The organism is Dysosmobacter sp. (assembly GCF_034093755.1).
Taxonomy (GTDB): domain Bacteria; phylum Bacillota; class Clostridia; order Oscillospirales; family Oscillospiraceae; genus Oscillibacter.
Genome location: NZ_JAXEBZ010000042.1, coordinates 1 through 23,376, shown reverse-complemented (window position 1 = coordinate 23,376; position 23,376 = coordinate 1). Strand labels below are relative to the sequence as shown.

Here is a 23,376-nt window from a genome sequence, read left to right as displayed (position 1 = left end):
TGATGTGAAGTTATTGTGTGAGACATTTCATATCGAAATTCCAAATGAGTATAGATAACTGCAAATAACAGTTTGTAGGGGAGTTCTGATACTCCCCTATAAAAATGGCTATTTATCAACTGTTTGTTGTGACATAGCCTTAGCAAAAAAGGCAGGTTCCCGGGTATGCGGGAACCTGCCTTTGTATTTACTTTGACACGCCCATGTGCATCCTTGCCGCTTCCAGCAGGTTACGCATCAGCACCGCCCGGGTGGTGGGACCCACGCCGCCGGGCACCGGGGTGATGTAGGACGCCTTGGCCGCCACGGCGTCGAAATCCACGTCGCCGCACCAGCCGCCGCCGTCTTTCCGGTTCATGGCCACGTCGATGACCACGGCCCCCTCCTTCACCATATCCGCGGTGATCAGGTTGGCCACACCGGCGGCGGAGACCAGAATGTCCGCCTCCCGGGTAATACTGCCCAGGTCCACGGTCTTGCTGTGGCAGACGGTGACAGTGCCGTCCTCCTGCAGCAGCAGCCGGCCCATGGGCTTGCCCACCGTGTTGGACCGGCCCACCACCACGCAGCGTTTGCCGGCGATGGGGATTTCGTACTCCCGCAGCATCTCCATGATGCCGGCGGGGGTGCAGGGGACAAACCGGGCATCGTCGATGGAGAGAAGGCCCACGTTCACCGGGTGGAAGCCGTCCACGTCCTTCTTCGCCGACACCGCCTGCAGAATATTGCGGCTGTCCATGTGCTCCGGCAGGGGCATCTGAATCAGGATGCCGTCCACCTCCGCCGCCTCGTTGAGCCGGTTGATCAGCTCCAGCAGCTCTTTCTCGCTGGTATCCTCCGGCAGCCGGTACTCAAAGCTGAGAAAGCCGCAGTCCCGGCAGTCCTTTTCCTTGCTGTCCAGATATCTCCGGGAAGCGGGGTTGTCGCCGATGAGCACCACCGCCAGTCCCGGCTGGCGGGGCAGAGACACCGCCTCCTCCTTCACCTGCTGCTTCAGCTTGGCGGCCAGCGCCTTACCGTCAATGAGAATCGCCATGTTCTTCCTCCGTCTCTTCACATTCCGGGGCCACAGCCTCAGACGAGACGGTGGATTCCTCCTCCGCGGCCGGGGCGTCCTCCGCGGCTTCCTCCGTCTCCTCAACGGCTTCCGCGGCCTCCCGAGCCAGCACATTGACCATCAGATTCTCCGCCGAGTGCTTGCGGATGGCCAGATTCCAGACCAGCACCGCCGCAGCCGCGGCCGCCAGCAGCACGGACAGGGCCTGGGACACCCGGATGGGCTGGCCAAACAACTTCCAGTCAAACAGATACAGGCTGTCGGTCCGCAGCCCCTCCACCCAGGCGCGGCCGATGCCGTACCACATGAAGTAGAAGCAGGTGTTCTCCCCGTCGAAGCGGCGGCCCTTGGAAATCACCAGCAGAATCAGCAGCAGACCCACCAGATTCCACAGGCTCTCATACAGGAAGGTGGGGTGCACGTCGATGGAGTAGGCCTGGCTGATCCACAGGCGCATCCGCCAGGGCAGGTCCGTCTGGGCGCCGAAGGCCTCCCGGTTCATGAAGTTGCCCCAGCGGCCGATGATCTGGCCCAGCATCAGACCCATGACGCACAGGTCCGCCACGGCGCCGAACTTCAGCTTTTTCACCCGGCAGTACACCAGGGCCAGAATGACGCAGGCGATGACCGTGCCGTAAATGGCCATGCCGCCATCCCAGATGGCCACCACGCGGCTCCAGTCCAGGGCGCCGCTTTCATTGCGGAACAGGTCCTGATAGAAGATCACGTAGTAGGTGCGGGCGCCCAGAATGCCCAGAGGCACGCCCCACAGCACCATATCCAGCACATTATCCTCTTTCAGGCCGTAATTCTTCGCCTGATGGGAGCAGAGCCACAGTCCGGCCAGAACGCCCAGACCCAGGATGATGCCGTACCAGTAAATGGGCTTCTCCCCCAGCCAGACGGCAATGGAGCTGGCGGTGAACTGCCAGTCCCCGAACAGGCCGGGGAAAGCGATGGGAGAATCAAACATGGGAGTCAACAAAGTAAGTTCCTTCTTTCTTGCAGGCGGGCCGTCCCGCCGGATTTCCGGATCAATCCTTCGGCAGGATCCGGGACAGCACCCCGTGGTCCGCTGTGATGTTTTTCCGCAGGAAGTCTGCCGTCTCCTCCGCCGTCACGGTCTCAAAGACCTGAGGGAAGCGGAAGGCGTCGTAGCCGTGGAAATAGCCCTCCGACAGGGAGATGGCAATGTTTTCAAAGGAGTTGAGGCCCCGCAGGCTCTCGCCGAAAGAGGCCCGGTGCAGCCGCCGGAAGAAGGCCTCGTCCACGCCCTCCCGGGCCAGGCGGTCCACCTCCTTCTGAATTTCCTCCGCCACGGCGTTGGCGTCCCGGCTGTCGCCGCCGGCGTAAAGATAGGCCATGCCGGGCATCATCTCAAAGGCGCCGCCGAAGCTGCCGTTGATGAGGCCCTTGTCATACAGCCGCAGGTACAGGGGGCTGGAATCCCCCAGCAGCACGTCGCAGGCCAGGTCGCCCACCACCGCCAGCCGGAGGTAATCGTCGCCGTCCGCCGCCGGGGCGCACTTGTAGCCCGTCAGGAACATGGGGGTGGCAACCTCCATCTGCCGCTCCGTGGCGCGGGCCGCCACCTCCGGCGGCTCCACGCCGTAGTCCCGCTCAATGACGGGGCCGCCCTCCCGGGGCAGGATGCCGCGGGCAATGTCCACCACGTGCACCGGGTCCACGTCGCCCACCACCGTCAGAATCATGTTGGAGGGGGTGTAGAAGGCCTTGTGGCAGTCATACAGGGTCTGGGCGGTGATTTCCTTGATGCTGTCCACCGTGCCGGCGATGGAGATGCGGCCGGTGCTGGTGCGGTACAGCGCCTGCATCATCCGGGTGTAGATCTGCCAGTCGGGGTTGTCCTCCACCATGCGGATCTCCTGGGCGATGATGCCCTGCTCCTTGGCCACGCTCTCCTCCGTGAAATAGGGGACGGAGACAAAGGACAGCAGAATCTTCAGGTTTTCCTCAAAGTGCTCGGTGGAGTCGAAATAGTAGGCGGTCATGGCATTGCTGGTAAAGGCGTTGGGCTCCGCGCCGTTCTTCGCCAGCTCCTGGAGGGCGTTGCCCTCCTTGGTGTCGAACATCTTGTGCTCCAGGTAGTGGGCGATGCCGGCAGGCGTGTCCAGCCACTTGCCCCCCAGCCGGAAGCGCACGTCCATGCCGCCGTAGCGGGTGGCGAAAAAGGCGTAGCTCTTGGCGTAGCCGGGCTTTGGCACCACGCAGATCATCAGCCCGTTGGGCAGTTTCTCCCGGTAGACGGACTCCCCCAGCCGCTCGTAAAAGGTCTCTCTCATTCCGCAGCCTCCTTCCCTTTCAGGAAGTAAACGGTGTCCAGCCGGACGGTCTCCATGGCGCTGAAAATCCGCTCCGGGGTGGTCCGGCGCACTTCCTCCGCCAGCTCCTCCGGGGTGTCGCTCTGGCCGGTGGCCGTCTGGCCCAGATAGAAGTTCTCCAGGCGGGACTGGGAGTCCCCCATGGAGGCGTAGGCGTTCAGCAGGGTGCTTCTGGCACCCTCCAGTTCCCAGTCCTCCAGCTGTCCCTCCTGCACCGCCTTCAGCTGGGCCAGAATCTCGTCATAGGCCCGCTGGTAGTCGGCAAACTCCACGCCGGAGGACACGGTGATGATGCCCTTCTGGCGGTGGTACATAGACGAGGCGTAATAGCACAGCGACAGCTTCTCCCGCACGTTCAGGAACAGCTTGGAGTTGCTGGAGCCGCCGAACAGGGTGTTGCCCAGCAGCAGCGCGGTGAAATCGCCGCTGCCGCAGGAGAAGCCCATGCCCAGCTTGCCCTGGGTCACGTCCATCTCCTCGGTGATGAACCGGGGCTCCTCCCGGGCCGGATGGGGCGCCGAGAAGGGCAGCTCCCGGATGTTCTTCCGGGGCAGGGCGGAAAATGCCCGCTGCAGGGCGCCCTCCACCCGCTCCAGCCGGGCGCTGCCGCAGTAGAACAGCTCCAGCCGGGCGGTGGAGATCAGGTCCGCGTAGCCGCTGTACAGCCGCTGGGGCGACACTTTCTCCGCGCTTTTCACGTCGCCCAGACGGCTGACGCCGTAAGGCTCGCCGCCGCACATCTCCCGCAGCAGCCGCAGGTCCGCGTAGTCCCGCTTGTCGTTCAGCACGCCCCGGATGGCCTCCACCAGATTGGTGCGCTCACCCTCCACGTACTCCGGCAGGAACCGGCCGCTGCGGGTCACCGGAGCGCAGATCAGCTCGCCCAGCAAATCCGCCACCGGCTCCAGCAGCTTTTCGCCGCTGGGGACGAAGGCATCGTCAATGAAGCTGGCCACAAAGCCCACGCACTGCGTCTCCGCCTTCTTGCGGATGGTGTAGTCGATCTGGGTGCCGTACAGCCGGTCCAGCTCCGCCGAGAGGCTGCCCATGTCCGGGTAGCGCACGGTACCCCGGCGCAGCACCGCCGGCAGCAGGGCGTAAACCGAGGCGGTCTTTTCCTGCAGAGGCGTAATGAACTGGGCGGACAGCAGGCTGGTTTTGAATTTTCGGGCAGGCAGATAGGTGAGGTACACGCCCTCTGCCAGCCGGATCCGTTGATGATTCACGGTCTCCCTCCTATTTTTTCAGGGGGTATCGCGCAGGCCGGTCAGGCGCCTGCACAATTCAATGGTATAGTATACCACTCTTTCAACCGTTTTCGCAAGTCCCCGGCAGGCAGGTTCTGCCACTTTCCGTCGAATCTTCCGGGTCCGACCGGCGGCCCCCCGGACAGCCGTGTTCATAACATATCATTTCAGTATGTTATTTGCAAGAGGCAGATGGAAGAATCCACCGTTATCCGGCCACCTGCTCCAGCAGTCTGAGAAAGTTTCCCCGGGCGATCAGCTCCCGCTCCCGGCGGCTCATGCCCAGCCGCTCCAGGCACCGGAAGAACCGCCCCGCTTCGCCGCAGTCCGGCAGGTCCAGCAGATTGTCAGCGGGAGAGCCGTTTGGCAGGAACTCGCAGAAATCGAAGCCGCAGCCCACGTGCTCCACCCCCATCACCTCCGCCATGTGGGCGGCATGCAGGGCCAGTGTCTCCGCCGTCCGGCGCGGCCGGTCAGGGCTGACAAACCTCCCGAACACGTTGACCCCCACCACGCCGCCGCTTTCGCCGATGGCCCGCAGCTGATCATCCGTCAGGTTCCGGGGCACGTCGCACAATGCCCGGCAATTGGAGTGGGAGGCCGCCACGGGGCCGCCGCAGCGGTCCAGCACCTCCCAGAACCCCGCCTCGTTGAGGTGGGACACGTCCATCACCATCCCCAGCTGCCGGATGCGGTCCACCGCCCGGCGGCCTGCCGCCGTCAGGCCCCTCTCCTTTCCGGACACGGCTCCGGCGGCCAGGGCGTTGGACTCGTTCCAGGTGAGCATGGCCAGCCGGACGCCGTAATCATAGTACCGGTCGATGCGGGACACGTCCTCCCCGATGGCCGCCAGTCCCTCCGCCGCCAGAAAGGCGTAGAACACCCCCGCCGCCCGGGCCTGCCGGGCCTCCGCCGCGGTGCGGACCAGCCGGAAGGCCCGGCTCTCCGCCGCCTCCGCCGCCAGGCAGGCCATCATCTCCTCCGTCCGCTCCGCCGCCCGGTGGGGCTGATCCACCCACAGCGCCAGCACTGCTCCCTCGCAGCCGCCCCGCCGCAGCCGGGGCAGGTGGCGCCGCTCCAGCACCTGCCGCTCCCCGGCCATGCGGCGGATGGTCACATCCGTCCAGATATCGGAATGGGCATCCAGAAACATCCGCGTTCCCTCCTGTGTCCAGAATTTTCCACCTCCATCCTATGCGGCTCGTCCATCCGGGAACCCTCCGCATTTTCGACAATTTTTTCTTTTGAAAATTGGAAAAGTTTCTGAATTTCTTTCCTTTTTCCCTTGACTTTTGCCCGGATTTCCTGTAAACTAATTGTCGTTGTAAAGGCAATCAACTTTACACAACAGTAAAAAAGGAGGGGTTCTCATGAAAAATCAGACCTACCGCATGACCATGCTGTACGATTTTTACGGAGAACTCCTGACGGAGCGGCAGCGGGAGTTCTTTGACCTCTATTATAATGATGACCTCTCCCTGTCCGAGATCGCGGAAAACGCCGGCATCTCCCGCCAGGGCGTCCGGGACGTGATCGTCCGGGCGGAGGCCCAGATGCAGGAGATTGAGGACAAGACCGGCCTGATCCGCCGCTTTGAGCAGATGCGGGGCCACCTGAACGCCATCCAGGCGGCGGTGGAGGGCATCCGCTCCCTGAACAACCGGCTGTACGAGGACCCGCGGCTGCGGGATTTGACCGACCAGATCGAGCGGGAAGCCGCCGCTCTGCGGGAATGACAGGAGAGTTCCATGGCTTTTGAAGGTCTGAGCGAAAAACTGAATGCCACGTTCAAAAAGCTCCGGGGCAAGGGCCGCCTGACAGAGGCGGACGTCCGGGAGGGCATGCGGGAAGTCCGCCTGGCCCTGCTGGAGGCCGACGTCAGCTACAAGGTGGTCAAGGAATTCGTGGCCAGCGTCACGGAGCGGGCCGTGGGCAGCGACGTGCTGGACAGCCTGACCCCCGCCCAGCAGGTCATCAAGATCGTCAACGAGGAGATGACCAACCTGATGGGCGGCGCCAACGCCCGTCTGACCATGGCCCCCCACCCACCCACGGTGGTGATGATGGTGGGCCTGCAGGGCGCCGGCAAAACCACCAATGTGGCCAAGCTGGCCGGCATGCTGCGCAAAAACGGCCACCGCCCCCTGCTGGTGGGCTGCGACGTCTACCGCCCCGCCGCCATTGAGCAGCTGAAGGTGGTGGGCGGCCAGGTGGAGGTCCCCGTGTTCGAGCAGGGTCAGGGCGACCCTGTGGAGATCGCCAAAAACGCCGTCCGCCACGCCAGGGACTACGGCAACGACATGGTGTTTCTGGACACCGCCGGCCGTCTCCATGTGGATGAGGCGCTGATGGACGAGCTGAAGCGGATGAAAGAGGCCGTCCGGCCCAACGAAATCCTGCTGGTGGTGGACGCCATGACCGGTCAGGACGCCGTCAACGCCGCCAAGGCCTTCGACGACGCGCTGGGCATCGACGGCGTGGTGCTGACCAAGCTGGACGGCGACGCCCGGGGCGGCGCGGCACTGTCCATCCGGGCCGTCACCGGAAAGCCCATCAAGTTCGTGGGCACCGGCGAAAAGCTGGACATGATTGAGCCCTTCCATCCGGACCGCATGGCGTCCCGGATTCTGGGCATGGGCGATATGCTGACCCTGATTGAAAAGGCCCAGACCAGCTACAACGAAAAGCAGGCCGTCAAGCTGCAGGAGAAGCTGCGGAAGAACAACTTCACCCTGCAGGACTTCTATGAGCAGCTCCAGCAGATCCGGGGCATGGGCGATCTGAGCCAGCTGGCGGGCATGATGCCCGGCGGACTGGGCAAGCAGATGCAGAACGCCACCATCGACGAGAAGGCCATGGCCCACACGGAGGCCATCATCCTCTCCATGACTCCCCAGGAGCGGGAAAATCCCCAGATCCTCAACGCCAGCCGGAAAAAGCGCATCGCCGCCGGCTGCGGTCTGCAGGTGGTGGACGTGAACCGGCTGCTGAAGCAGTATGACATGATCCAGCAGATGACCAAGCAGATGTCCAAGGGCCGCCTGGGTCTGGGCGGACGGATGATGCACGGGATGGGCAAGAAAAAGCGCAAGTAAGCCGTTCCGAAAGCCCGGATGACGTTCCCCCCGTCCCCCTCACGGCAAAGCCCAATGAAGTGGGTTTGCCGTGAAAAGGAGGAATCGGGCATCCGGATAAGCGGGTCCCCTCCCCACGCGGGGGACACGCGTTCCGAAAGCCCGCATGACGACGTATATAGATGCTTCGCATTTATAGATATACAAACGAAACAAGATATTTTTGGAGGTAAATGAACTATGGTTAAGATCAGACTGCGCCGCCTGGGCGCCAAGAAGGCTCCCTTCTACCGTGTTGTGGTGGCCGACTCCCGCTTCCCCCGCAACGGCCGCTTCATTGAGGAGATCGGCACTTACAATCCCTGCGTCTCCCCCGCTGAGATCAAGATCGACGCCGAGCGCGCTCAGGCCTGGATCAAGTCCGGCGCTCAGCCCACCGACACCGTCCGCGCCCTGCTGAAAAAAGTGGACGTCCTCTAATCCGGAGGGCAGAGCATGAAAGACTTGCTGCTCTACATCGCCAGAAACCTGGTGGATGATCCCGACGCCGTCTCCGTTACAGAGGTACAGGGCGATCAGGAACTGACGCTGGAGCTGCGTGTTGCCCCCGAGGATATGGGCAAAGTCATCGGCCGTCAGGGGCGGATCGCCAAGGAGATCCGCACCGTGGTGCGTTCCTACGCACAGCGGACCGGCGCCAAGGTTTCCGTGGACATTGTAGACTGAAAAAATACCGGGTATCAAATGATACCCGGTATTTTTGCGTCTTTTCCCTCATTCCAGCGTCAGATCTCCGTCCTTCACCCAGCCCCGCCGCCGGCAGAAGCCGTTGATCAGCGGCGCCAGAAGGGCCGGCAGCACGAAGGAGATCAGCACCAGGCCCAGCCAGTCGAAGCCTGTGGGAGTGATGGCCGCGGCGCCGTTGGCAAGCGCCGTCTCGCTGGGGGCAAGCCAGCCGGTCCACACCCCCAGCTGGCCGCACAGGCCGCAGGTGCCCATGCCGGAGTTGATGGCCGCGCCGTTCATCTCCAGGTGAAAGAGACAGGTGGCGATAGGGCCGGTAATGGCCGCCGTCACCGTGGGGGCGATCCAGACCCGGGGATTTTTCACAATGTTGGGCATCTGCAGCATGGAGGTGCCGATGCCCTGGGACACCAGGCCGCCCCAGCCGTTTTCCCGGAAACTCATGACGGCGAACCCCACCATCTGGGCGCAGCAGCCCGCCACGGCGGCGCCGCCGGCCAGCCCCGTCAGCCCCAGCACAGAGCAGATGGCGGCAGAGGAAATGGGCAGCGTCAGCGCCACACCCACCAGCACCGACACCACCACGCCCATCAGGAAGGGCTGCAGCTCCGTGGCCCGCATGATCAGCCGGCCGAAGCCGCTGGCCGCCGCGCCGATGGGCGGCGCGATGACCCACGCCGCGCCGACGCCCACCAGTATGGTGACAATGGGCGTCACCAGAATGTCCACCTTCGTCTCCTTGCTCACCGCCTTGCCGCACTCGGCGGCGATGATGGCCACCAGCAGCACCGCCAGCGGCCCGCCGGCCTTGCCCAGAATGTTGCAGGCCAGGCCCACCGTGGCCAGGGAGAACAGCACCAGAGGCGGCGACTGCAGTGCGCAGCCGATGGCCACCGCCATGGCCGCACCGCTCATGAAGGAGGCCATGCCGCCGATGGTATACCCCACCTGGTTGATCTCCACAATCTGCGCCGTCAGAAAGCCGATGTGGAACTGGCTGCCCACGGTGTTGAGGATGGTGCCGATGAGCAGCGAGCAGAACAGCCCCTGGGCCATGGCCCCCAGGGCGTCGATGCCGTAGCGTTTGGCGGAGATGACGATATTTTTCCGCTTCAGAAAGACGTTCAGTTGATTCATGGGGATCCCTCTCCGGTCAAAAAATATGGTATACACGTGTCAAGACACGTGTATACCATACACTAACCGAATCTCCGGGATTTGTCAACCGCAAATTCAGCTCTCCAGCAGAATTCCCAGCCGGGACAGGCTCTCCCGCACCCGCTCACAGGCCCCCTCGTCGGGGCAGGACAGGGTGTGGAGATGAATGCCCTCCGTCAGGCCCGACAGGGGCCGGGCCTCCGCCTGGGCGCAGCGGGCCATGAACCGGGCCACATCGTACCGGCTGGACAGCTGCAGCGGACCGGTGATCTGGCCGTAAATGGGATGCTCCACAATCACGTCCAGCACCGTGCAGCCTTGGTCCACCATGGCGTTCAGCTCCGCCTCCATCTCCCCGGCGTCGTGGCGGCAGGCCACCTGCCGCACCAGGCCAGCCGGCAACCGGCGGATGACGTAGCCCCGGGGCGTGGCGGAGATGTCCTCCCCCGCCGCCCGCAGCAGGGCGATGTCCCCCACGATGATCTGGCGGCTGACGGAAAACCGGGCGGCCAGCAGCCCGGCGCTGACAGGCCCCGTCTCGCTTTTCAGTAAATTCAGGATCGCCTGACGGCGCTGCTCAGCTTGCATATGGTCCGCTCCGTTTCCTGTGTCTGATTACTTCAGGCAGATGCAGTTCTTCACGTTCTTCGCCTGATACAGCAGGCTGTCCGCCTCCTGCACCCGCTCCTTCACCGGTCCCTGCCGGTACACGCCGCCGATGCTGACGCTCAGGTGCAGGTTGGGCTGGTCCTCCAGCTTCAGATTCTCCACCGTCTGGCGGATCTGCTCCAGCCGGGCGGCGAAGGCCTTCCGTGGGATGTTGCGGAACACCAGCAAAAACTCGTCGCCGCCGTAGCGGATGACCTCGTCCGTACCCCGGACACACTGGATCACCGCGCCGATCACCGCCCGCAGCGCGGCGTCCCCCACGCTGTGGCCCCGGGTGTCGTTGATGCTCTTGAAATCGTCCAGGTCCAGCATGGCCACCGCGTCATTCCCCCGCAGCTCCCGCAGCTGTTCCTCATAGTACTGGCGGTTGTAGGCCCCGGTCAGCGGGTCCACGTACAGCTTCCGGTTGTAGCTGGTGATGGCCTCCGCAAACTCGTTCTTGCCCTTGGCGCCGAACAGCACGCCGTCGGTGATGCGGCACATCATCTCCAGCACGAACGGCTCTCCGTCCACCTCAACATACTTTGCCATCAGGTTGGAGACGTCATTCTGGGAGAACTCAAACCTGGCCAGGCGGCCCTTGCGCTGGAAGGTCAGCTCCGAAAGGCAGCTGCCGCAGCGCGCACCGTCACCCTGCTCCAGATAGCAGCAGTAGGGCTCCGGCTCCAGCTCTCCCCGGTCATTCAGGAAAAACTGGGTCTCCACCGCCGCATCCACCAGCCGCACCCGGTCAAACACGAATTCCAGCTGACGCATCAGTGCACAGACCTCGTTTTTCGTCATGGCTCCTCCACCTTTTCATCTACTTTACAAAATTATTATATACCAATATTTTCATTTGTCTATTGCAAAAGTCACGATTTGTGTTTCCTCCCTTGCCCTCCCGGAAAAAACAGGCTATACTATAGCCTACACAAGCAACCGCAAAGGAGAGAGCTCCATGAGAATGGAAACCATTAAAATCGGCCGCATCGTCAATGCCCACGGCATCCGGGGCGAGGTGCGGGTGCAGCCCATCAACCAGGACCCCGCCTTCCTCACCTGCTTCAAAACCTTCTATCTGGACGGCAAGCCCATCCGGCCCACCGCCAACCACGTCCACAAGAGCCTGGTGCTGATGAAGTTCCCCGGCGTGGACGACATGAACGCCGCCCTGGCCATGAAGGAGAAGGTGCTGTATATCCGCCGGGAGGACGCCCCCCTGGAGGAGGGGGAGTGCTTCGACGAGGAGCTGCTGGACATGGAGGTTTACAACGAGGCCGACGGTGCGCTGCTGGGCCGCATCACCCGGGTGGACACCTATCCCGCCAGCAAGGTCTACACGGTGAAGGGGAAAAAGGAGTATCTGATCCCCGCCGTTCCGGAGGTCTTTATCAAATCCGTGGATCTGGACGATAACCGCATGGAGGTCCACATTCTGGAAGGGATGGCGACCGATGAGATTTGACATCATGACCCTCTTCCCCGACTCTGTGGACGCCATGCTGAACGTCAGCATTCTGGGCCGCGCCCAGGAACGGGGATACATTACCATTCAGAGCCACCAGATCCGGGACTACACCACCAACAAGCAGATGCAGGTGGACGACTATCCCTACGGCGGCGGCCGGGGCGCCGTGATGCAGGCGGACCCCCTGTACCGCTGCTGGGACCACATCCGGGAGGTCACCGGCAATCCCCATCCCCACACCATCTTCCTCTCCCCCTGCGGCCGCACCTTCGACCAGAACGTGGCCCGGGAGCTGAAGGCGGAATATGACCATATTGTGCTGGTGTGCGGCCATTACGAGGGCGTGGACCAGCGGTTCATCGACGAGTGCGTAGATGAGGAGATTTCCATGGGCGACTTCGTCCTCACCGGCGGCGAGATTCCCGCCATGGCGGTGTGCGACGCGGTGTGCCGCATGGTACCGGGGGTGCTGCCGGACGAGGAGTGCTTCACCGAGGAGTCCCACTGGAACGGCCTGCTGGAGTACCCCCAGTACTCCCGCCCCGAGGAGTGGCACGGCCGGAAGGTGCCGGAGGTGCTGCTGTCCGGCCACCACGCCAACGTGGCGGCGTGGCGGAAAAAGGAGAGCTACAAGCGCACCATGCTCCGCCGCCCGGACCTGTTTGCCAGATTTGATCCCTCCCAGCTGACCACCAAGGCGGAGCGGAAGATTCTCCAGCAGGCGAAAGAGGAATTCGCCGCCGAAAACCGCCCGGAGGAGCCGGAAAACTGACCCGCGGCACCCACTGATTGAGGTACCGTAAAACCGTCTGACGGAAGAGAGTAAGGAGGTTATCTATGGAAGAATTTTCTATCCGGCCCTATTGCGAGGAAACCGATTTTGACGCGTTCCGCGCCTTTCAGCGTGACTATTCCCAACGGACCGACGCCTATCAGGTGTGGGGCGCTGCCCCCTCCATTCCGGAAGACGCGCTGCGCAAAAGCCTTCAGAACGCGTGCAGGGCCACCCCGCATCCCTTCGTTGTGGCGGACAGTCAGAACCGCCCCATCGGAGTTTCGATGGTGGAGCGGTATGTCCGTGTGGCAAAGCATCACACGATTCACATCACGCTGTGGGAGCACCCGGAATGGACCGAGCAGGTTCTGCGCCGGACTCTGCGCACGCTTCTTGAAAGCCCGGTGGTGAACATGGTGATCTGCAGAGTCAAGGGGTATGAAAAGGAGCTGCTGGACGCCTGCCGGAAGGCTGGCCTTCAGGAAGTGGGCTGTATCCCGGATTATTTCTGCTACGACGGGGCGGTCTATCCGGAATATACATTCATCGCCAGAAAAGACACCGCGGCGCTGTAAACCGCCGGAAATCTGACCCGCGGCGCCGGAAAGCAGACTGCTTTCCGGCGCTGTTTTTCCGTCCCGGCCGGGCAAAACCGCCGTTTTTCAAAAGTGCAACCCATAGTTGACACCGCCCCCGTTGCCTTTTGGGGCACGGTTTGCTATGCTGAAAGCACCTAAAACAAGGAGGTGGTCCCATGACGCTGGGTGAGAGAATCCTGTCCCTGCGGAAACAGCGGAAGCTTTCCCAGGAAGAAGTGGGGGCCATTTTAGGTGTCTCCCGGCAGGCGGTGAGTAAGTGGGAGACGGACCAGTCCCTGCCGGACACCGGCAACCTGCTGGCGCTGGCGAAGCTGCTGGGCGTCACGGTGGAGGAGCTGACCGGCACCCGGCCGCCTTCGGCGGAGCCGCCCCTCCCGGAAGCATCCCCCGCACTCCGGCGGTCCCGCCCCAAACCGCGGTGGGCGGCGGCAGCGGCGGTCATGGCGGCGGCGCTGGTGCTGTGGCTGCTTCCGCGGAACACCCCGGCATCTCCGGACACCCCCGCTCCCCCGCCTGACGAAAGCACCTCCGCCGCCCAGTCCTCCGCTCCGGAGACGGCAGACCTGCCGGACGCGTCCCTGTTCTGGTTTGACCGGGGCATCCGGAAGCACCTGTCCCTGGAGCAGACGGGCCTGTGGGACTTCGGCCAGGACATCGCCACTTATTCCGTAAACGGACCCCGGGACACGGACTGGCCCGGCGCCGCCGTCACCGACTACCTGTGCAGTGCGCCGGAGACGTCTCCGCCGTCCTTCGACACCTTCTCCGTCACCGTCCTCAGCGTCACCGACGGGGAGACCCGGACTGACACGATTACTGCCCTGTCCACCACGTCAGAGGCCCTGTCCACCCCCCGGGGCATTCACGTGGGCAGCCGGGAGAGCGACGTGATCCAGGCCTACGATGACGGGAACCTCTGCTACCACTTCAAGGAGCACGGCAGCAATCTGCTGTGCCAGCATGACGCCTACTATCTCTATGCCAGGGCGGACGAGGGCTGGCGGCTGGAAACGCGCATTTACATCCTCAACGGGCAGGTATCCGGCATCGCCATGGAAAACCTGATGGACGGCGCCGGGTATGACCCGGTGAACAACACCACCTGCTTCCCGGTGACCGGCGGCGCGCCGGACTTCTCCCGCCGGGTGGAGCCGGAGCAGGAGGTCCGGGATGACGCTTCCCTGGCCGCCTGGCAAGCGTTTTACGCCCTGCAGAATGACGGCAACCTGTCCCCGGAGGAGGTCTACCGGTACCGGCGGCAGCTGTTCTCCAGCCTGCCCGGGCTGGACTGGCAGGCCTACGGCCGCATCGCCTGCCCCGTGGGCGTGGAATCCCCCGACTATGACGCCGCCGCGGCAGAGGCCCAGGAGGCCCTGACGGCGTGGCTGCGATCCCAGGAGGCCCTGTCCTATGACGAGCTGCGGTGGCTGCAGGAGGGGGTGCAGTCCCATCCCGACGGCTTCCTGGCGGAGGAATACAGCGCCGTTCTCTGTCATGGGTTTTTCCTTTACCCCATTGATTTTACCAAAGCTTTGGCGGAATTTGACGGTCCGGAGGCCGACCTGGGGAGGGTGCTGGCTCTCACCGCTTACGGCGCCGATTACTTCCCACAGCAGCGGGAGGCAGCGGCGGAGCAGGTGCGCTCCGCCCTGGACCGGAAGCTGCTGCCGGAGCAGCCCGCCCGGGCTTTGCTGGAGGCCCTGTCAAACCCCCGGGACGAAACCAACGGCTGAACCTGTGAAAAACCGCTCCTTCCGGAGCGGTTTTTCGTTTTCCCGGGAAAAGGAAAGTACGCAAAAAGTTTCGGATTATCCTGTTTCCACGGAGAACACCCTCCGTTTCCCGTCCGGAAGTATCGGGTTCCGTTTCGCCGTTCCGTTGTTACCATTTTGTAATCTTTGTGACAGGATTTCCAGATTCTTCAAGTGAATTTCCGGTCGGATTTCATTGAAGTGGGAGACATAACGCCGCTTTCACCCTCTAAACTTGACAAAAGTGGGGCGCGGGTGTATACTAAGCCCAGTTTTCCATTCGGTAACAAAAGTAACATTTTGTTTTCCGCCCCATTTTCCCGGCCGACCGCGCCGGAAAACGGACGGACACGGGACGGGAAAACCATCAGGAGGTTATTGGTTTGAAGCAAGTAAAGTATACGGAAACACTGCATGAGCTTTGGAGCCGGATCTCTTTTGTGGCATTGGCGGTGGTCAGCGTGTTCAGCGCCGGGCTGCTGTTTTCGGACAGCGCCGCCGCCCTCTATATTCTCACCGGCACCAACGGAACCGACTCCGCCGTCGTGCTGGAAACGGACCAGCAGATGCAGAAGGTCTCCAGCTACGCATCCCAGCTGTACTACGCAGGCAGCCGGGCCTCCGGCTTTGATCTGAACATCCGCGCCGGGCAGAGCGTCATCATCCGCCGGGACGGCGTCATGCTGGAAACCGTCTCCCAGGGGGAGAGCATCTCCTCCCTGCTGGAGCGGATGGACGCCGCCCCCGGGCCGCTGGAAATGGTGCTGGTGGATGTGTCCGGCCAGGCAATCGACCTGACGGTAGCGTCGGACCTGACGTACTATGACCGCTGCTCCGAGGCGGTGGCCTACACCACGGAGCGCATCTCCACCCCCGAGCTGCCCAAGGGCACGGAGCAGGTGGTGCAGGCCGGTTCCAACGGCATCCGCACCGCCGTCTATGAGGTCACTTACTCCGGCGGTCAGCTGGTATCCCGCCAGCTGGTGGACGTGGAGGACAGCACCATGGTGCCGGAGAAGATTCTGGTGGGCACGGCTGTGGAAGCCGCCCCCGCTTCCGAAGACCGGCTGGTCAGCGTCAGCAAAAACGCCGACGGCAGCGGCGTCCTCACCTTCCAGTCCGGCAGCACCCTGCGCTTCACCGAAGTCAAGTCCATGACCGCCACTGCCTACACCGCCGGTTACGGCGGCGCGGACTACTGCACCGCCACCGGCACCGCCGTGCATGTGGGCACCGTGGCGGTGGATAAGCGGGTCATCCCCCTGGGCACCCGGATGTATATCGTCACCGAGAAGGGCGACGTGGTCTACGGCATGGCCGTGGCGGAGGACACCGGCGTCAAGGGCAACAAGATCGACCTGTACTACAACACCTATCAGGAGTGCATCAACTTCGGCCGCCGCACCTGCAGCGTCTATATTCTGGAGTGATCCGCGGCACAACCGCTCATGCGGCTCCCCGGCTTTGCCGGGGAGCTTTCCGTTTGCCGGGAATTCCCCTCTTTTCAACCCGCGGGGAATCTGCTATGATACAGGGGAACAGGAAAGGTGGTATCTGCCCTTGAACCTCTGCGACTACAACGAGATCCGCGGCCTGCTGACCCGCCACGGCTTCCGTTTTTCCAAATCCATGGGTCAGAATTTTCTCATTGACCCCGCCGTCCCCATGCGCATCGCCGAGGCCTCCGGCGCGGACGAAAGCTGCGGCGTGCTGGAGATCGGCCCCGGCATCGGCCCTCTGACGGCAGAGCTGGCCCGGCGGGCCGCCAGAGTTTCCGCTGTGGAGCTGGACAAGTCCCTCTACCCCGTTCTGGCGGAGACCATGGCGGACTATCCTAACGTGGAGATTGTCCCCGGCGACGCCATGAAGCTGGACCTGGCCGCCCTGGCGGCGGAGAAGTTCCCCGGCCTGACGCCCATGGTCTGCGCCAACCTGCCCTACAACATCACAACTCCCATTCTCACAAAGCTGGCGGAGACCCCCTGCTTCCGGTCCGTCACGGTGATGATTCAGAAGGAGGTGGCCCAGCGGGTCTGCGCCGCCCCTGGCAGTCCGGACTGCGGCGCCTTCTCCCTGCTGATGCAGTACCGGATGGAGACGGAACTGCTGTTTGAGGTGCCCCGGGAGTGCTTCCTGCCCTCCCCCAAGGTCACCTCCGCCGTCATCCGCTGCACCCGCCGGGAGCGGCCGCCGGTGGAGGTGGAGGACGAGGAGTTCTTCTTCCGCTGCATCCGGGGCGGCTTCCTGCTGCGGCGCAAGACGCTGCTCAACAGCCTGTCCGCCGCCTTCCCCCGGCTGGAAAAGGACGCCATCCGCGCTGCCATCGCCGCTTGCGGCCTGCCGGAGACGGTGCGGGGCGAGCGGCTGGGGCTGGCGGAGTTCACGGAACTGGCCCGCCGCCTGCGGTAAGCTTTGTATTGCTTTTCCCGTTGATTTCCTGTATACTGAAGGGACCAAATCAACTGCTGTTCCCATGTTCCGGGAAACACGGAACGTCAAAAAACTGATTCAGGAGGAAACTGCACTATGGAAACCTATGGCCTGGAAACCCTTGGCATCATCAACGCCTCTACCGTCTACCGCAACCTGACTCCCGCGGAGCTGACAGAGCACGCCCTGCGCCGCGGTGAGGGCAAGCTGTCCAACACCGGAGCGCTGGTGGTGAAGACCGGCAAGTACACCGGCCGCAGCGCCAACGACAAGTTCATCGTGGACACTCCCGCCGTCCATGACGAGATCGCCTGGGGCAAGGTGAACCGCCCCATTGAGAAGGCCAAGTTTGAGGCCATCAAGGGCAAGGTGCTGGCTTATCTGCAGAACAAGGAAGTCTTCATTTTCGACGGCTTTGCCGGCGCTGACCCCAAGTACACCCAGGCGTTCCGCATTGTCAACGAGCTGGCTTCCCAGAACCTGTTCATCCATCAGCTGCTGCGCCGTCCCACCAAGGAGCAGCTGGAGAACTTCACCGCCGACTACACCATCATTGCCGCTCCCGGCTTCAAGTGCGTTCCCGAGCTTGACGGCACCCGCTCCGAGGCCGCCATCCTGGTGGACTACGAGGAGAAGATGGTGGTGATCTGCGGCACCCAGTATGCCGGCGAGATCAAGAAGTCCGTGTTCTCCGTCATGAACTACGTGCTGCCCAAGAAGGGCGTGTTCCCCATGCACTGCTCCGCCAACATGGGTAAGGACGGCGACACCGCCGTGTTCTTCGGCCTGTCCGGCACCGGCAAGACCACCCTGTCCGCCGACCCCAACCGCCTGCTCATCGGCGATGACGAGCACGGCTGGGCCGATGACTCCGTGTTCAACTTCGAGGGCGGCTGCTATGCCAAGTGTATCAACCTCAGCCCCGAGGGCGAGCCGGAGATCTACAACGCCATCAAGTTCGGCTCCCTGGTGGAGAACGTGGTGATGGACGAGGAGACCCGGGAGTTCGACTTCTATGATGACTCCCTGGCCGTCAACTCCCGGGTGGGCTATCCCGTGGAGTACATTCCCAACGCCGAGCTGTCCGGCATGAGCTCCAGCGTCCCCCACACCGTCATCTTCCTCACCGCCGACGCCTACGGCGTGCTGCCTCCCATCTCCAAGCTGGACAAGAACCAGGCCATGTACTACTTCGTCTCCGGCTTCACCTCCAAGGTGGCGGGCACCGAGATCGGCATCACCGAGCCGGTTCCCACCTTCTCCACCTGCTTCGGCGAACCCTTCCTGCCTCTGGACCCCTCCGTCTACGCCTCCATGCTGGCGGAGAAGGTGGAGAAGTCCGGCGCCAACGTGTACCTGGTGAACACCGGCTGGAACGGCACCGGCAAGCGCATGAAGCTGAGCTACACCCGCGCCATGATCACCGCCGCCCTCACCGGCGCTATCGAGAAGGGGGAGTTCGTCACCGATCCCACCTTCGGCGTCCAGGTGCCCACCGCCATCGAGGGCGTGCCCTCTGAGCTGCTGATCCCCGCCAACACCTGGGAGGACAAGGCCGCTTACGAGGCAAGCTGCAAGAAGCTGGCCGCCAGCTTTGTGGAGAACTTCAAGAAGTACACCCACATGAGCGCCGAGGTGGTGGCTGCCGGCCCCAAGGCCGAGTAACCTCTCTTCCCGCGCAGCCTCTCCCCGCATAACACAGCCGCCCCCGGATTCCGGGGGCGGTTGTTTGCTTTCGGAAAAGCCCGTCACGCGGCATTGGCCGGGCAGGGGCCGCTGATGCTGCGCAGCAGCCCGCTGCCGGACAGCTCCGCCCGGTAAAAGCTGCCGTCGGACAGGCACAGCCGGTACTCCTCCCCCGCCTTCTGCACGATCATCAGCTCCCCGGCGGCCAGCCGGTTCAGGCGGCGATAGCAGAAGGCCAGCGTCTCCTCCGGCTCCGGCCACGGGCTGCCGGTCTCCGGACGGGCGGCCAGCCGGTCCTCCAGGGGCGACCAGGCCGCCTCCGACTGCCAGACTATGGTACAGCCGGGCTGCGGTGCCGCGCCGCACACTGCCGGCCCCCACGCCAGCCGGAAGAACACCTGCTCCCCCGCCGGGTCCACAGAGAAGGAAACGGTGCCGTCAGCCTCCGCTGCACAGTACGCCCGGTCCACCGTCAGCCCGGTGATGGCGTACAGCTCCTGCAGCGCCAGATACGCCTGCTGGCGGGGCGTGACACGGACGGTGCCGTTGTACAGCACCCGGTCCGGATCGTCACCGGTGAAGGTCAGCTCCGTGCCCGCCGCGTCCGGGTAGTCCGCCAGGGAGAAGTCGGTCTGGGGCTGGAGTACCAGCCGGTTCTCCGCCAGCAGATACCGGGCCATGACGGTGCCGGCGGAATCCGTCACCGTGAAGCCCTCCTCCGCCGAGAAGGACACCGGCGTTCCGCCATAGCCGTTCTGGTCCAGGGTGAAGGCCACACACCGGCCGTCCGCCGCCGTGTCATACACCGTCCACCCCATGGGTAGGCCGAAGGAGGTGACCACCTCCCGCTCCCCGTCGCCGTCCACGTCGCACTCCACCGGTGCACCGCTGCCGGAGGCCTCCAGCAGCACATAGGGCACGCCGTCCTCTCCCATGCAGAAGTACCAGCTGGTGACGCAGGCCGCACCCTCCGTCAGGGTGATCTTCCAGCCCTCATGGCCCAGTACGTTGGTGAAATACGCCGCGCCGTCCAGCCCGCTGCCCACATAGTGGTTGGAATCCGTCAGGCGGCCCAGCAGCACCGGCTCCGTGCCTGTGTCTCCCGTAACATGGAGGATGTACCGGGCGTAGACGCCATAAAAGGTGGTGTGGTTGTCCTCCACCGGGTCCGCCCGCAGAATTTCCAGCCAGGAGGAGCCGGGAAACTGGTCGACGAACACCGTCTCCACGTCGCCGCTGCGCTCCCGCGCCTCCGACACCGCGTCAAGGTTCCCGGTGGCCAGAGGCCAGCTGCCGAACTCCTCCACCGACTCCGCGGTCAGGGGCAGGGCTCCGGGAAACATGTAAGAGGTGTCCACATACGGCTCCGGCGCTTCCACCGCCGGCGTCCGGGGCCGAAGCGCCCACCCCGCCGCCAGCGTCAGGCACAGCAGCGCCGCCAGCACCGCCGCGGCCGCCTTCCACCGCCGGAGGGCCGCCCGCTCCGGCAGCTCCTCCTGCCACACCTCCGGCGGCAGCAAAAACAGCGCCGACAGCCGCTCCAGCTTTTCCCTGGTGGGCCGGGAGCGGTCCGTCTCCCACTTTCCTACCGCCTGGCGGCTGACGTTCATCCGCTCCGCCAGGTCCTCCTGGGACATTTTCCGCTTTTCCCGCTCCCGTCTGATGCGCTCCCCGCAGGTCATCTGCACCGCTCCTTTGCTTTTGTTTGGCCCGATGATACCCCAAAAACGGCGGCCAGGCCACCAACTTCCCCGCAACTTTTCCGGTTGCGGGGTCTTTTTCGCCAAAAACAGACCGCGGACCGGCTTCGGTCCGCGGCCTGTTCATCATTCCGGAAACTGAGCCGCCAGCTGCCGCTGGATCTCCATGATGACGCGGGCATGGTCCCAGCAGGCCCGGTAGCACACGTGGCACACCAGCTGGTACTGGAACCACGCCACCGCGCAGTCCTCCTCCGCCGTTACAGTGCCGGGGCGCATCTGCCGGTCCCGGGTCAGGCCCAGCAGATCTCCCGGCCGCAGTGGAAGCCGGCCCGCTCCGGATTCAAACCGGGCGCTTCCCCGCAGCAGACAGCCCACCCGGCCCTTTGTCAGGCGGCTCTCGCCTGCCGCCAGCGTCTCCGTCTCCATGTCAAAGCAGGCGTCCATGACCTCCGGTCCCCGCTCCGGCAGCCAGGAAAACAGCGGCACGGAGCGCAGCAGCTCCAGATCCATCTCAGTGCGCCTCCTTACGCCCGGTCCGGGAACTTCCGGCAAAGCCCGTCCAGCTCCTCAATGAGGGCCTCCAGCTCCGCCTTGGTCATGCGGACCTCTATTTCCGCAATGTCCAGGTCCTCCATGGTGTTGGGCATGGCGAAGGACACGTCCACCAGGAAGCCGTCGCCCTCCGCGGCGGCGGACAGAGAGAAGTAAGGCTCCACAAAGCCGCTGTCATACAGGTCCCGGATGCCGGCGTTCAGCACCTTCAGTCCGGCGGTCATCTCCCGCAGCTCATAGGTCAGCAGGCAGCTGTTGGAGTCCTTGATGACCCGGCCGTCCTCGGTATAGGCGGCCCGCAGCACCAGCCAGTTCCGGTCATCGCTGCCGGGCGCGCCGCCGTCGGCGGGGAATTCGTAGCAGACCACCTCCAGCTTCAGGCTGGCGTCCTCGTTCTTGAAAAGCATGGCGCGTTCTCCTTACTTGTCGTTGTGATGCACGGCGTAGAATTCGTCGTAATCCTTCAGCATGGCCGCCAGCAGCGCCGGGGTGTCCAGATGGTAAGGGCAGCGGCCCTTGCAGGCGTCGCAATGGATGCACTCCTCGATCTTGTGCATCTTGGCGTGCCACTCGTCGGTCATATACTGCTGGTAAGGCGCCCGGCGCAGCAGCATGGCCATGCGGGCGGCGTTGGGAATCTCGATACCGGCGGCGCAGGGCAGGCAGTAGCCGCAGCCACGGCAGAAGTTGTGGGCCAGCTCCCGGCGGTCCTTGTCGATGACCGCCTGCAGCTCCGGCGTCATGGGCACCTCCCGGGCCGACAGCGCCAGCCACTGATCCAACTCGCTCTCCCGCTGGATGCCCCAGATGGGCACCACGTTGTCATACTGCTCCATGAAGGCGTAGCAGGCCTCGGCGTTGGTGAGCATGCCGCCGGAGAGGCCCTTCATGGCGATGAAGCCCATGTCATGCTCCTTGCACAGCCGCACCAGCTCCAGGTCCCCCTCCGAGGCCAGGTAGCAGAAGGGGAACTGCAGCGTCTCAAACCAGCCGCTCTCAATGGCCTGCTTTGCCACCGCCATGGCGTGGTTGGTGATGCCGATATGGCGGACGTAGCCCTTCTGTTTGGCCTCCAGGGCCGCGGCGAAGGGGCCGTCGGGATCGTTGATGTCTGGCATCTGAGAGGGGTTGTGGAACTGGAACAGGTCGATGTAGTCCGTCTGCAGCCGCCGCAGGCTCTCCTCAATGTGGGCCTGCACGGTCTTTTTGTCCTTGCCGCCGCTCTTGGTGGAGATGACAACGTTGTGCCGCACGTCATGGAGTGCCTGGCCGATCTTCTCCTCGCTGTCGCTGTACATGTTGGCGGTGTCGAAATAGTTGATGCCGCTGTCATAGGCCCGCCGCAGCAGACGGCCGGCGTCAGCATGGCTGATGCGCTGGATGGGCAGGGCGCCGAACGCGGTTTTGGTGACCCACAGGTCCGTCCTGCCCAGGCGTACTTTCTTCATCTCCATCGTATTCTCTCCTTTATCCGGTATGGACATGACTCCCTCCGGAGTTCTCCGGGTGAGGCTATTGTATCACATTCTCCTGTGTTTGCAAGTGTTGACAGGTCCCGGAAAACCGTGCTATATTGTAGCCATGGATAAGAATCTGCATTTAAAACTGACAATCCGTCTTTACACAGACGACCACGACCGCTGTTTCGGCCCCGGCATCGCCACACTGCTGCACCGGGTAGAGGAGCACCGGTCTTTGCGTGCTGCCGCGGCGTCCATGGACATGGCCTATTCCAAGGCCTGGCGCATCATCCGCACGGCGGAGGCCGTATTCGGCTGCAAGCTGCTGTCCTCCACCATCGGCGGGCAGCACGGCGGCGGCGCCGTACTGACCGCCGAGGCCCACCGGCTGCTGGACGCTTATGACGCCTACTGCGATGACATCCGGCGCTACAGCGAGGAGCGGTTTGACGATGCCTTCGGCTTCTACCCGGAGCTGCGGAAAACAGAGGAATAACAGAACGTATCATCCCCTTGCCTTTTCGTGGCAGCCAAGAATGATATACAAAACAGCGGACCGCCTTGCGGTCCGCTGTTCGTGTTACTTCCGGGTGGGGTCCTCTTCCGTGGGGCTGGGGATGGGGTGCTCCTTATGGGCCACCATGGTCTGGATCAGCTCCACCGTGCCGCCCAGGCCCAG

General features: G+C 63.5%; 24 protein-coding genes. 12 read left to right on the top strand and 12 right to left on the bottom strand.

The features are described 5' to 3' along the window. Positions 1–187 precede the first annotated feature (187 nt). From SOX55_RS05710 to SOX55_RS05690, 5 genes are all read right to left on the bottom strand, one after another. Positions 188–1,036 (bottom strand): bifunctional 5,10-methylenetetrahydrofolate dehydrogenase/5,10-methenyltetrahydrofolate cyclohydrolase, encoded by an 849-nt coding sequence (locus SOX55_RS05710; protein WP_325286477.1) that lies wholly within the window; start codon positions 1,034–1,036, stop codon positions 188–190. After that, positions 1,020–2,030, bottom strand: coding sequence for a prolipoprotein diacylglyceryl transferase (gene lgt, locus SOX55_RS05705; protein WP_325286476.1), 1,011 nt, complete (start codon positions 2,028–2,030; stop codon positions 1,020–1,022). The genes SOX55_RS05710 and lgt overlap by 17 nt, the downstream gene beginning before the upstream one ends. Positions 2,031–2,091: 61 nt before the next feature. Then, positions 2,092–3,360: an EF-P 5-aminopentanol modification-associated protein YfmH gene (gene yfmH, locus SOX55_RS05700; protein ID WP_325286475.1), complete on the bottom strand. Its 1,269-nt coding sequence runs from the start codon at positions 3,358–3,360 to the stop codon at positions 2,092–2,094. Continuing rightward, positions 3,357–4,625, bottom strand: coding sequence for an EF-P 5-aminopentanol modification-associated protein YfmF (gene yfmF, locus SOX55_RS05695; RefSeq protein ID WP_325286474.1), 1,269 nt, complete (start codon positions 4,623–4,625; stop codon positions 3,357–3,359). Before yfmF ends, yfmH begins: the two co-directional genes overlap by 4 nt. Before the next feature lie 229 nt (positions 4,626–4,854). Next, positions 4,855–5,799 carry a dipeptidase gene (locus tag SOX55_RS05690; RefSeq protein ID WP_325286473.1) on the bottom strand — a complete coding sequence of 315 codons (945 nt, stop codon included), beginning with the start codon at positions 5,797–5,799 and terminating at the stop codon, positions 4,855–4,857. Between the two features lie 217 nt (positions 5,800–6,016). On the opposite strand from SOX55_RS05690, the gene ylxM reads away from it, so the two are divergent. From ylxM to SOX55_RS05670, 4 genes are all read left to right on the top strand, one after another. Then, positions 6,017–6,382: a YlxM family DNA-binding protein gene (ylxM, locus tag SOX55_RS05685; RefSeq protein ID WP_325286472.1), complete on the top strand. Its 366-nt coding sequence runs from the start codon at positions 6,017–6,019 to the stop codon at positions 6,380–6,382. 12 nt (positions 6,383–6,394) lie between these two features. Beyond that, a complete protein-coding gene (gene ffh / locus SOX55_RS05680; protein ID WP_325286471.1) occupies positions 6,395–7,741 on the top strand; it encodes a signal recognition particle protein in 1,347 nt (448 codons plus the stop codon). A gap of 219 nt (positions 7,742–7,960) precedes the next feature. Further along, complete coding sequence (rpsP, locus tag SOX55_RS05675) at positions 7,961–8,200, top strand: 30S ribosomal protein S16 (protein WP_325286470.1); 240 nt, start codon at positions 7,961–7,963, stop codon at positions 8,198–8,200. Positions 8,201–8,215: 15 nt separating this feature from the next. Further along, entirely contained in the window at positions 8,216–8,446 is a 231-nt protein-coding gene (locus SOX55_RS05670) for a KH domain-containing protein (protein ID WP_325286469.1), read from the top strand. Positions 8,447–8,494: 48 nt separating this feature from the next. Here SOX55_RS05670 and SOX55_RS05665 read toward each other — a convergent pair whose 3' ends face one another. The 3 genes from SOX55_RS05665 to SOX55_RS05655 form a co-directional block, all read right to left on the bottom strand. Then, positions 8,495–9,601 (bottom strand): PTS transporter subunit IIC, encoded by a 1,107-nt coding sequence (locus SOX55_RS05665; protein ID WP_325286468.1) that lies wholly within the window; start codon positions 9,599–9,601, stop codon positions 8,495–8,497. Positions 9,602–9,697: 96 nt separating this feature from the next. Then, a complete protein-coding gene (locus SOX55_RS05660; RefSeq protein ID WP_325286467.1) occupies positions 9,698–10,210 on the bottom strand; it encodes a transcription repressor NadR in 513 nt (170 codons plus the stop codon). A 27-nt stretch (positions 10,211–10,237) separates the two neighbouring features. Beyond that, positions 10,238–11,074, bottom strand: a complete 837-nt coding sequence (locus SOX55_RS05655) for a GGDEF domain-containing protein (RefSeq protein WP_325286466.1) — start codon at positions 11,072–11,074, stop codon at positions 10,238–10,240. A gap of 163 nt (positions 11,075–11,237) precedes the next feature. Here SOX55_RS05655 and rimM point away from each other — a divergent pair, with 163 nt between their 5' ends. The 7 genes from rimM to pckA all read left to right on the top strand — a co-directional run bounded on the left by rimM (position 11,238) and on the right by pckA (position 18,961). Then, on the top strand, positions 11,238–11,738 hold the full coding sequence (rimM, locus tag SOX55_RS05650) for a ribosome maturation factor RimM (RefSeq protein ID WP_325286465.1): 501 nt from the start codon (positions 11,238–11,240) through the stop codon (positions 11,736–11,738). After that, positions 11,728–12,513, top strand: coding sequence for a tRNA (guanosine(37)-N1)-methyltransferase TrmD (gene trmD / locus SOX55_RS05645; RefSeq protein WP_325286464.1), 786 nt, complete (start codon positions 11,728–11,730; stop codon positions 12,511–12,513). Before rimM ends, trmD begins: the two co-directional genes overlap by 11 nt. Before the next feature lie 65 nt (positions 12,514–12,578). After that, positions 12,579–13,091, top strand: coding sequence for a hypothetical protein (locus SOX55_RS05640; protein ID WP_325286463.1), 513 nt, complete (start codon positions 12,579–12,581; stop codon positions 13,089–13,091). A 179-nt stretch (positions 13,092–13,270) separates the two neighbouring features. Continuing rightward, on the top strand, positions 13,271–14,848 hold the full coding sequence (locus tag SOX55_RS05635; protein WP_325286462.1) for a helix-turn-helix domain-containing protein: 1,578 nt from the start codon (positions 13,271–13,273) through the stop codon (positions 14,846–14,848). Positions 14,849–15,249: 401 nt separating this feature from the next. Further along, entirely contained in the window at positions 15,250–16,296 is a 1,047-nt protein-coding gene (locus SOX55_RS05630) for a G5 and 3D domain-containing protein (RefSeq protein WP_325286461.1), read from the top strand. Positions 16,297–16,426: 130 nt separating this feature from the next. Further along, positions 16,427–17,275 carry a 16S rRNA (adenine(1518)-N(6)/adenine(1519)-N(6))-dimethyltransferase RsmA gene (gene rsmA, locus SOX55_RS05625; protein ID WP_325286460.1) on the top strand — a complete coding sequence of 283 codons (849 nt, stop codon included), beginning with the start codon at positions 16,427–16,429 and terminating at the stop codon, positions 17,273–17,275. Positions 17,276–17,392: 117 nt separating this feature from the next. After that, positions 17,393–18,961: a phosphoenolpyruvate carboxykinase (ATP) gene (gene pckA / locus SOX55_RS05620; protein WP_325286459.1), complete on the top strand. Its 1,569-nt coding sequence runs from the start codon at positions 17,393–17,395 to the stop codon at positions 18,959–18,961. An 83-nt stretch (positions 18,962–19,044) separates the two neighbouring features. Here pckA and SOX55_RS05615 read toward each other — a convergent pair whose 3' ends face one another. From SOX55_RS05615 to SOX55_RS05600, 4 genes are all read right to left on the bottom strand, one after another. Beyond that, positions 19,045–20,664 (bottom strand): helix-turn-helix transcriptional regulator, encoded by a 1,620-nt coding sequence (locus SOX55_RS05615; protein ID WP_325286458.1) that lies wholly within the window; start codon positions 20,662–20,664, stop codon positions 19,045–19,047. Positions 20,665–20,808: 144 nt separating this feature from the next. Beyond that, complete coding sequence (locus tag SOX55_RS05610; RefSeq protein ID WP_325286457.1) at positions 20,809–21,195, bottom strand: hypothetical protein; 387 nt, start codon at positions 21,193–21,195, stop codon at positions 20,809–20,811. Positions 21,196–21,209: 14 nt separating this feature from the next. After that, positions 21,210–21,644: a WapI family immunity protein gene (locus tag SOX55_RS05605; RefSeq protein ID WP_325286456.1), complete on the bottom strand. Its 435-nt coding sequence runs from the start codon at positions 21,642–21,644 to the stop codon at positions 21,210–21,212. A gap of 12 nt (positions 21,645–21,656) precedes the next feature. After that, a complete protein-coding gene (locus SOX55_RS05600) occupies positions 21,657–22,685 on the bottom strand; it encodes an aldo/keto reductase (protein ID WP_325286478.1) in 1,029 nt (342 codons plus the stop codon). Positions 22,686–22,818: 133 nt separating this feature from the next. Between SOX55_RS05600 and SOX55_RS05595 the strand changes: the two genes are divergently transcribed. After that, on the top strand, positions 22,819–23,193 hold the full coding sequence (locus SOX55_RS05595) for a winged helix-turn-helix domain-containing protein (RefSeq protein ID WP_325286455.1): 375 nt from the start codon (positions 22,819–22,821) through the stop codon (positions 23,191–23,193). Positions 23,194–23,376 lie beyond the last annotated feature (183 nt).

Bases quoted from the DNA above. Each gene is read 5' to 3' on its own strand.
- SOX55_RS05610 (WP_325286457.1), bottom strand. From the start codon at position 21,195: ATGGATCTGGAGCTGCTGCGCTCCGTGCCGCTGTTTTCCTGGCTGCCG.
- SOX55_RS05670 (WP_325286469.1), top strand. From the start codon at position 8,216: ATGAAAGACTTGCTGCTCTACATCGCCAGAAACCTGGTGGATGATCCC.
- SOX55_RS05595 (WP_325286455.1), top strand. From the start codon at position 22,819: ATGGATAAGAATCTGCATTTAAAACTGACAATCCGTCTTTACACAGAC.
- SOX55_RS05605 (WP_325286456.1), bottom strand. From the start codon at position 21,644: ATGCTTTTCAAGAACGAGGACGCCAGCCTGAAGCTGGAGGTGGTCTGC.
- lgt (WP_325286476.1), bottom strand. From the start codon at position 2,030: ATGTTTGATTCTCCCATCGCTTTCCCCGGCCTGTTCGGGGACTGGCAG.
- SOX55_RS05710 (WP_325286477.1), bottom strand. From the start codon at position 1,036: ATGGCGATTCTCATTGACGGTAAGGCGCTGGCCGCCAAGCTGAAGCAG.
- yfmH (WP_325286475.1), bottom strand. From the start codon at position 3,360: ATGAGAGAGACCTTTTACGAGCGGCTGGGGGAGTCCGTCTACCGGGAG.
- SOX55_RS05665 (WP_325286468.1), bottom strand. From the start codon at position 9,601: ATGAATCAACTGAACGTCTTTCTGAAGCGGAAAAATATCGTCATCTCC.
- SOX55_RS05640 (WP_325286463.1), top strand. From the start codon at position 12,579: ATGGAAGAATTTTCTATCCGGCCCTATTGCGAGGAAACCGATTTTGAC.
- SOX55_RS05690 (WP_325286473.1), bottom strand. From the start codon at position 5,799: ATGTTTCTGGATGCCCATTCCGATATCTGGACGGATGTGACCATCCGC.
- SOX55_RS05655 (WP_325286466.1), bottom strand. From the start codon at position 11,074: ATGACGAAAAACGAGGTCTGTGCACTGATGCGTCAGCTGGAATTCGTG.
- SOX55_RS05660 (WP_325286467.1), bottom strand. From the start codon at position 10,210: ATGCAAGCTGAGCAGCGCCGTCAGGCGATCCTGAATTTACTGAAAAGC.
- trmD (WP_325286464.1), top strand. From the start codon at position 11,728: ATGAGATTTGACATCATGACCCTCTTCCCCGACTCTGTGGACGCCATG.
- SOX55_RS05635 (WP_325286462.1), top strand. From the start codon at position 13,271: ATGACGCTGGGTGAGAGAATCCTGTCCCTGCGGAAACAGCGGAAGCTT.
- SOX55_RS05600 (WP_325286478.1), bottom strand. From the start codon at position 22,685: ATGAAGAAAGTACGCCTGGGCAGGACGGACCTGTGGGTCACCAAAACC.
- rimM (WP_325286465.1), top strand. From the start codon at position 11,238: ATGGAAACCATTAAAATCGGCCGCATCGTCAATGCCCACGGCATCCGG.
- ylxM (WP_325286472.1), top strand. From the start codon at position 6,017: ATGAAAAATCAGACCTACCGCATGACCATGCTGTACGATTTTTACGGA.
- pckA (WP_325286459.1), top strand. From the start codon at position 17,393: ATGGAAACCTATGGCCTGGAAACCCTTGGCATCATCAACGCCTCTACC.
- SOX55_RS05615 (WP_325286458.1), bottom strand. From the start codon at position 20,664: ATGACCTGCGGGGAGCGCATCAGACGGGAGCGGGAAAAGCGGAAAATG.
- ffh (WP_325286471.1), top strand. From the start codon at position 6,395: ATGGCTTTTGAAGGTCTGAGCGAAAAACTGAATGCCACGTTCAAAAAG.
- rpsP (WP_325286470.1), top strand. From the start codon at position 7,961: ATGGTTAAGATCAGACTGCGCCGCCTGGGCGCCAAGAAGGCTCCCTTC.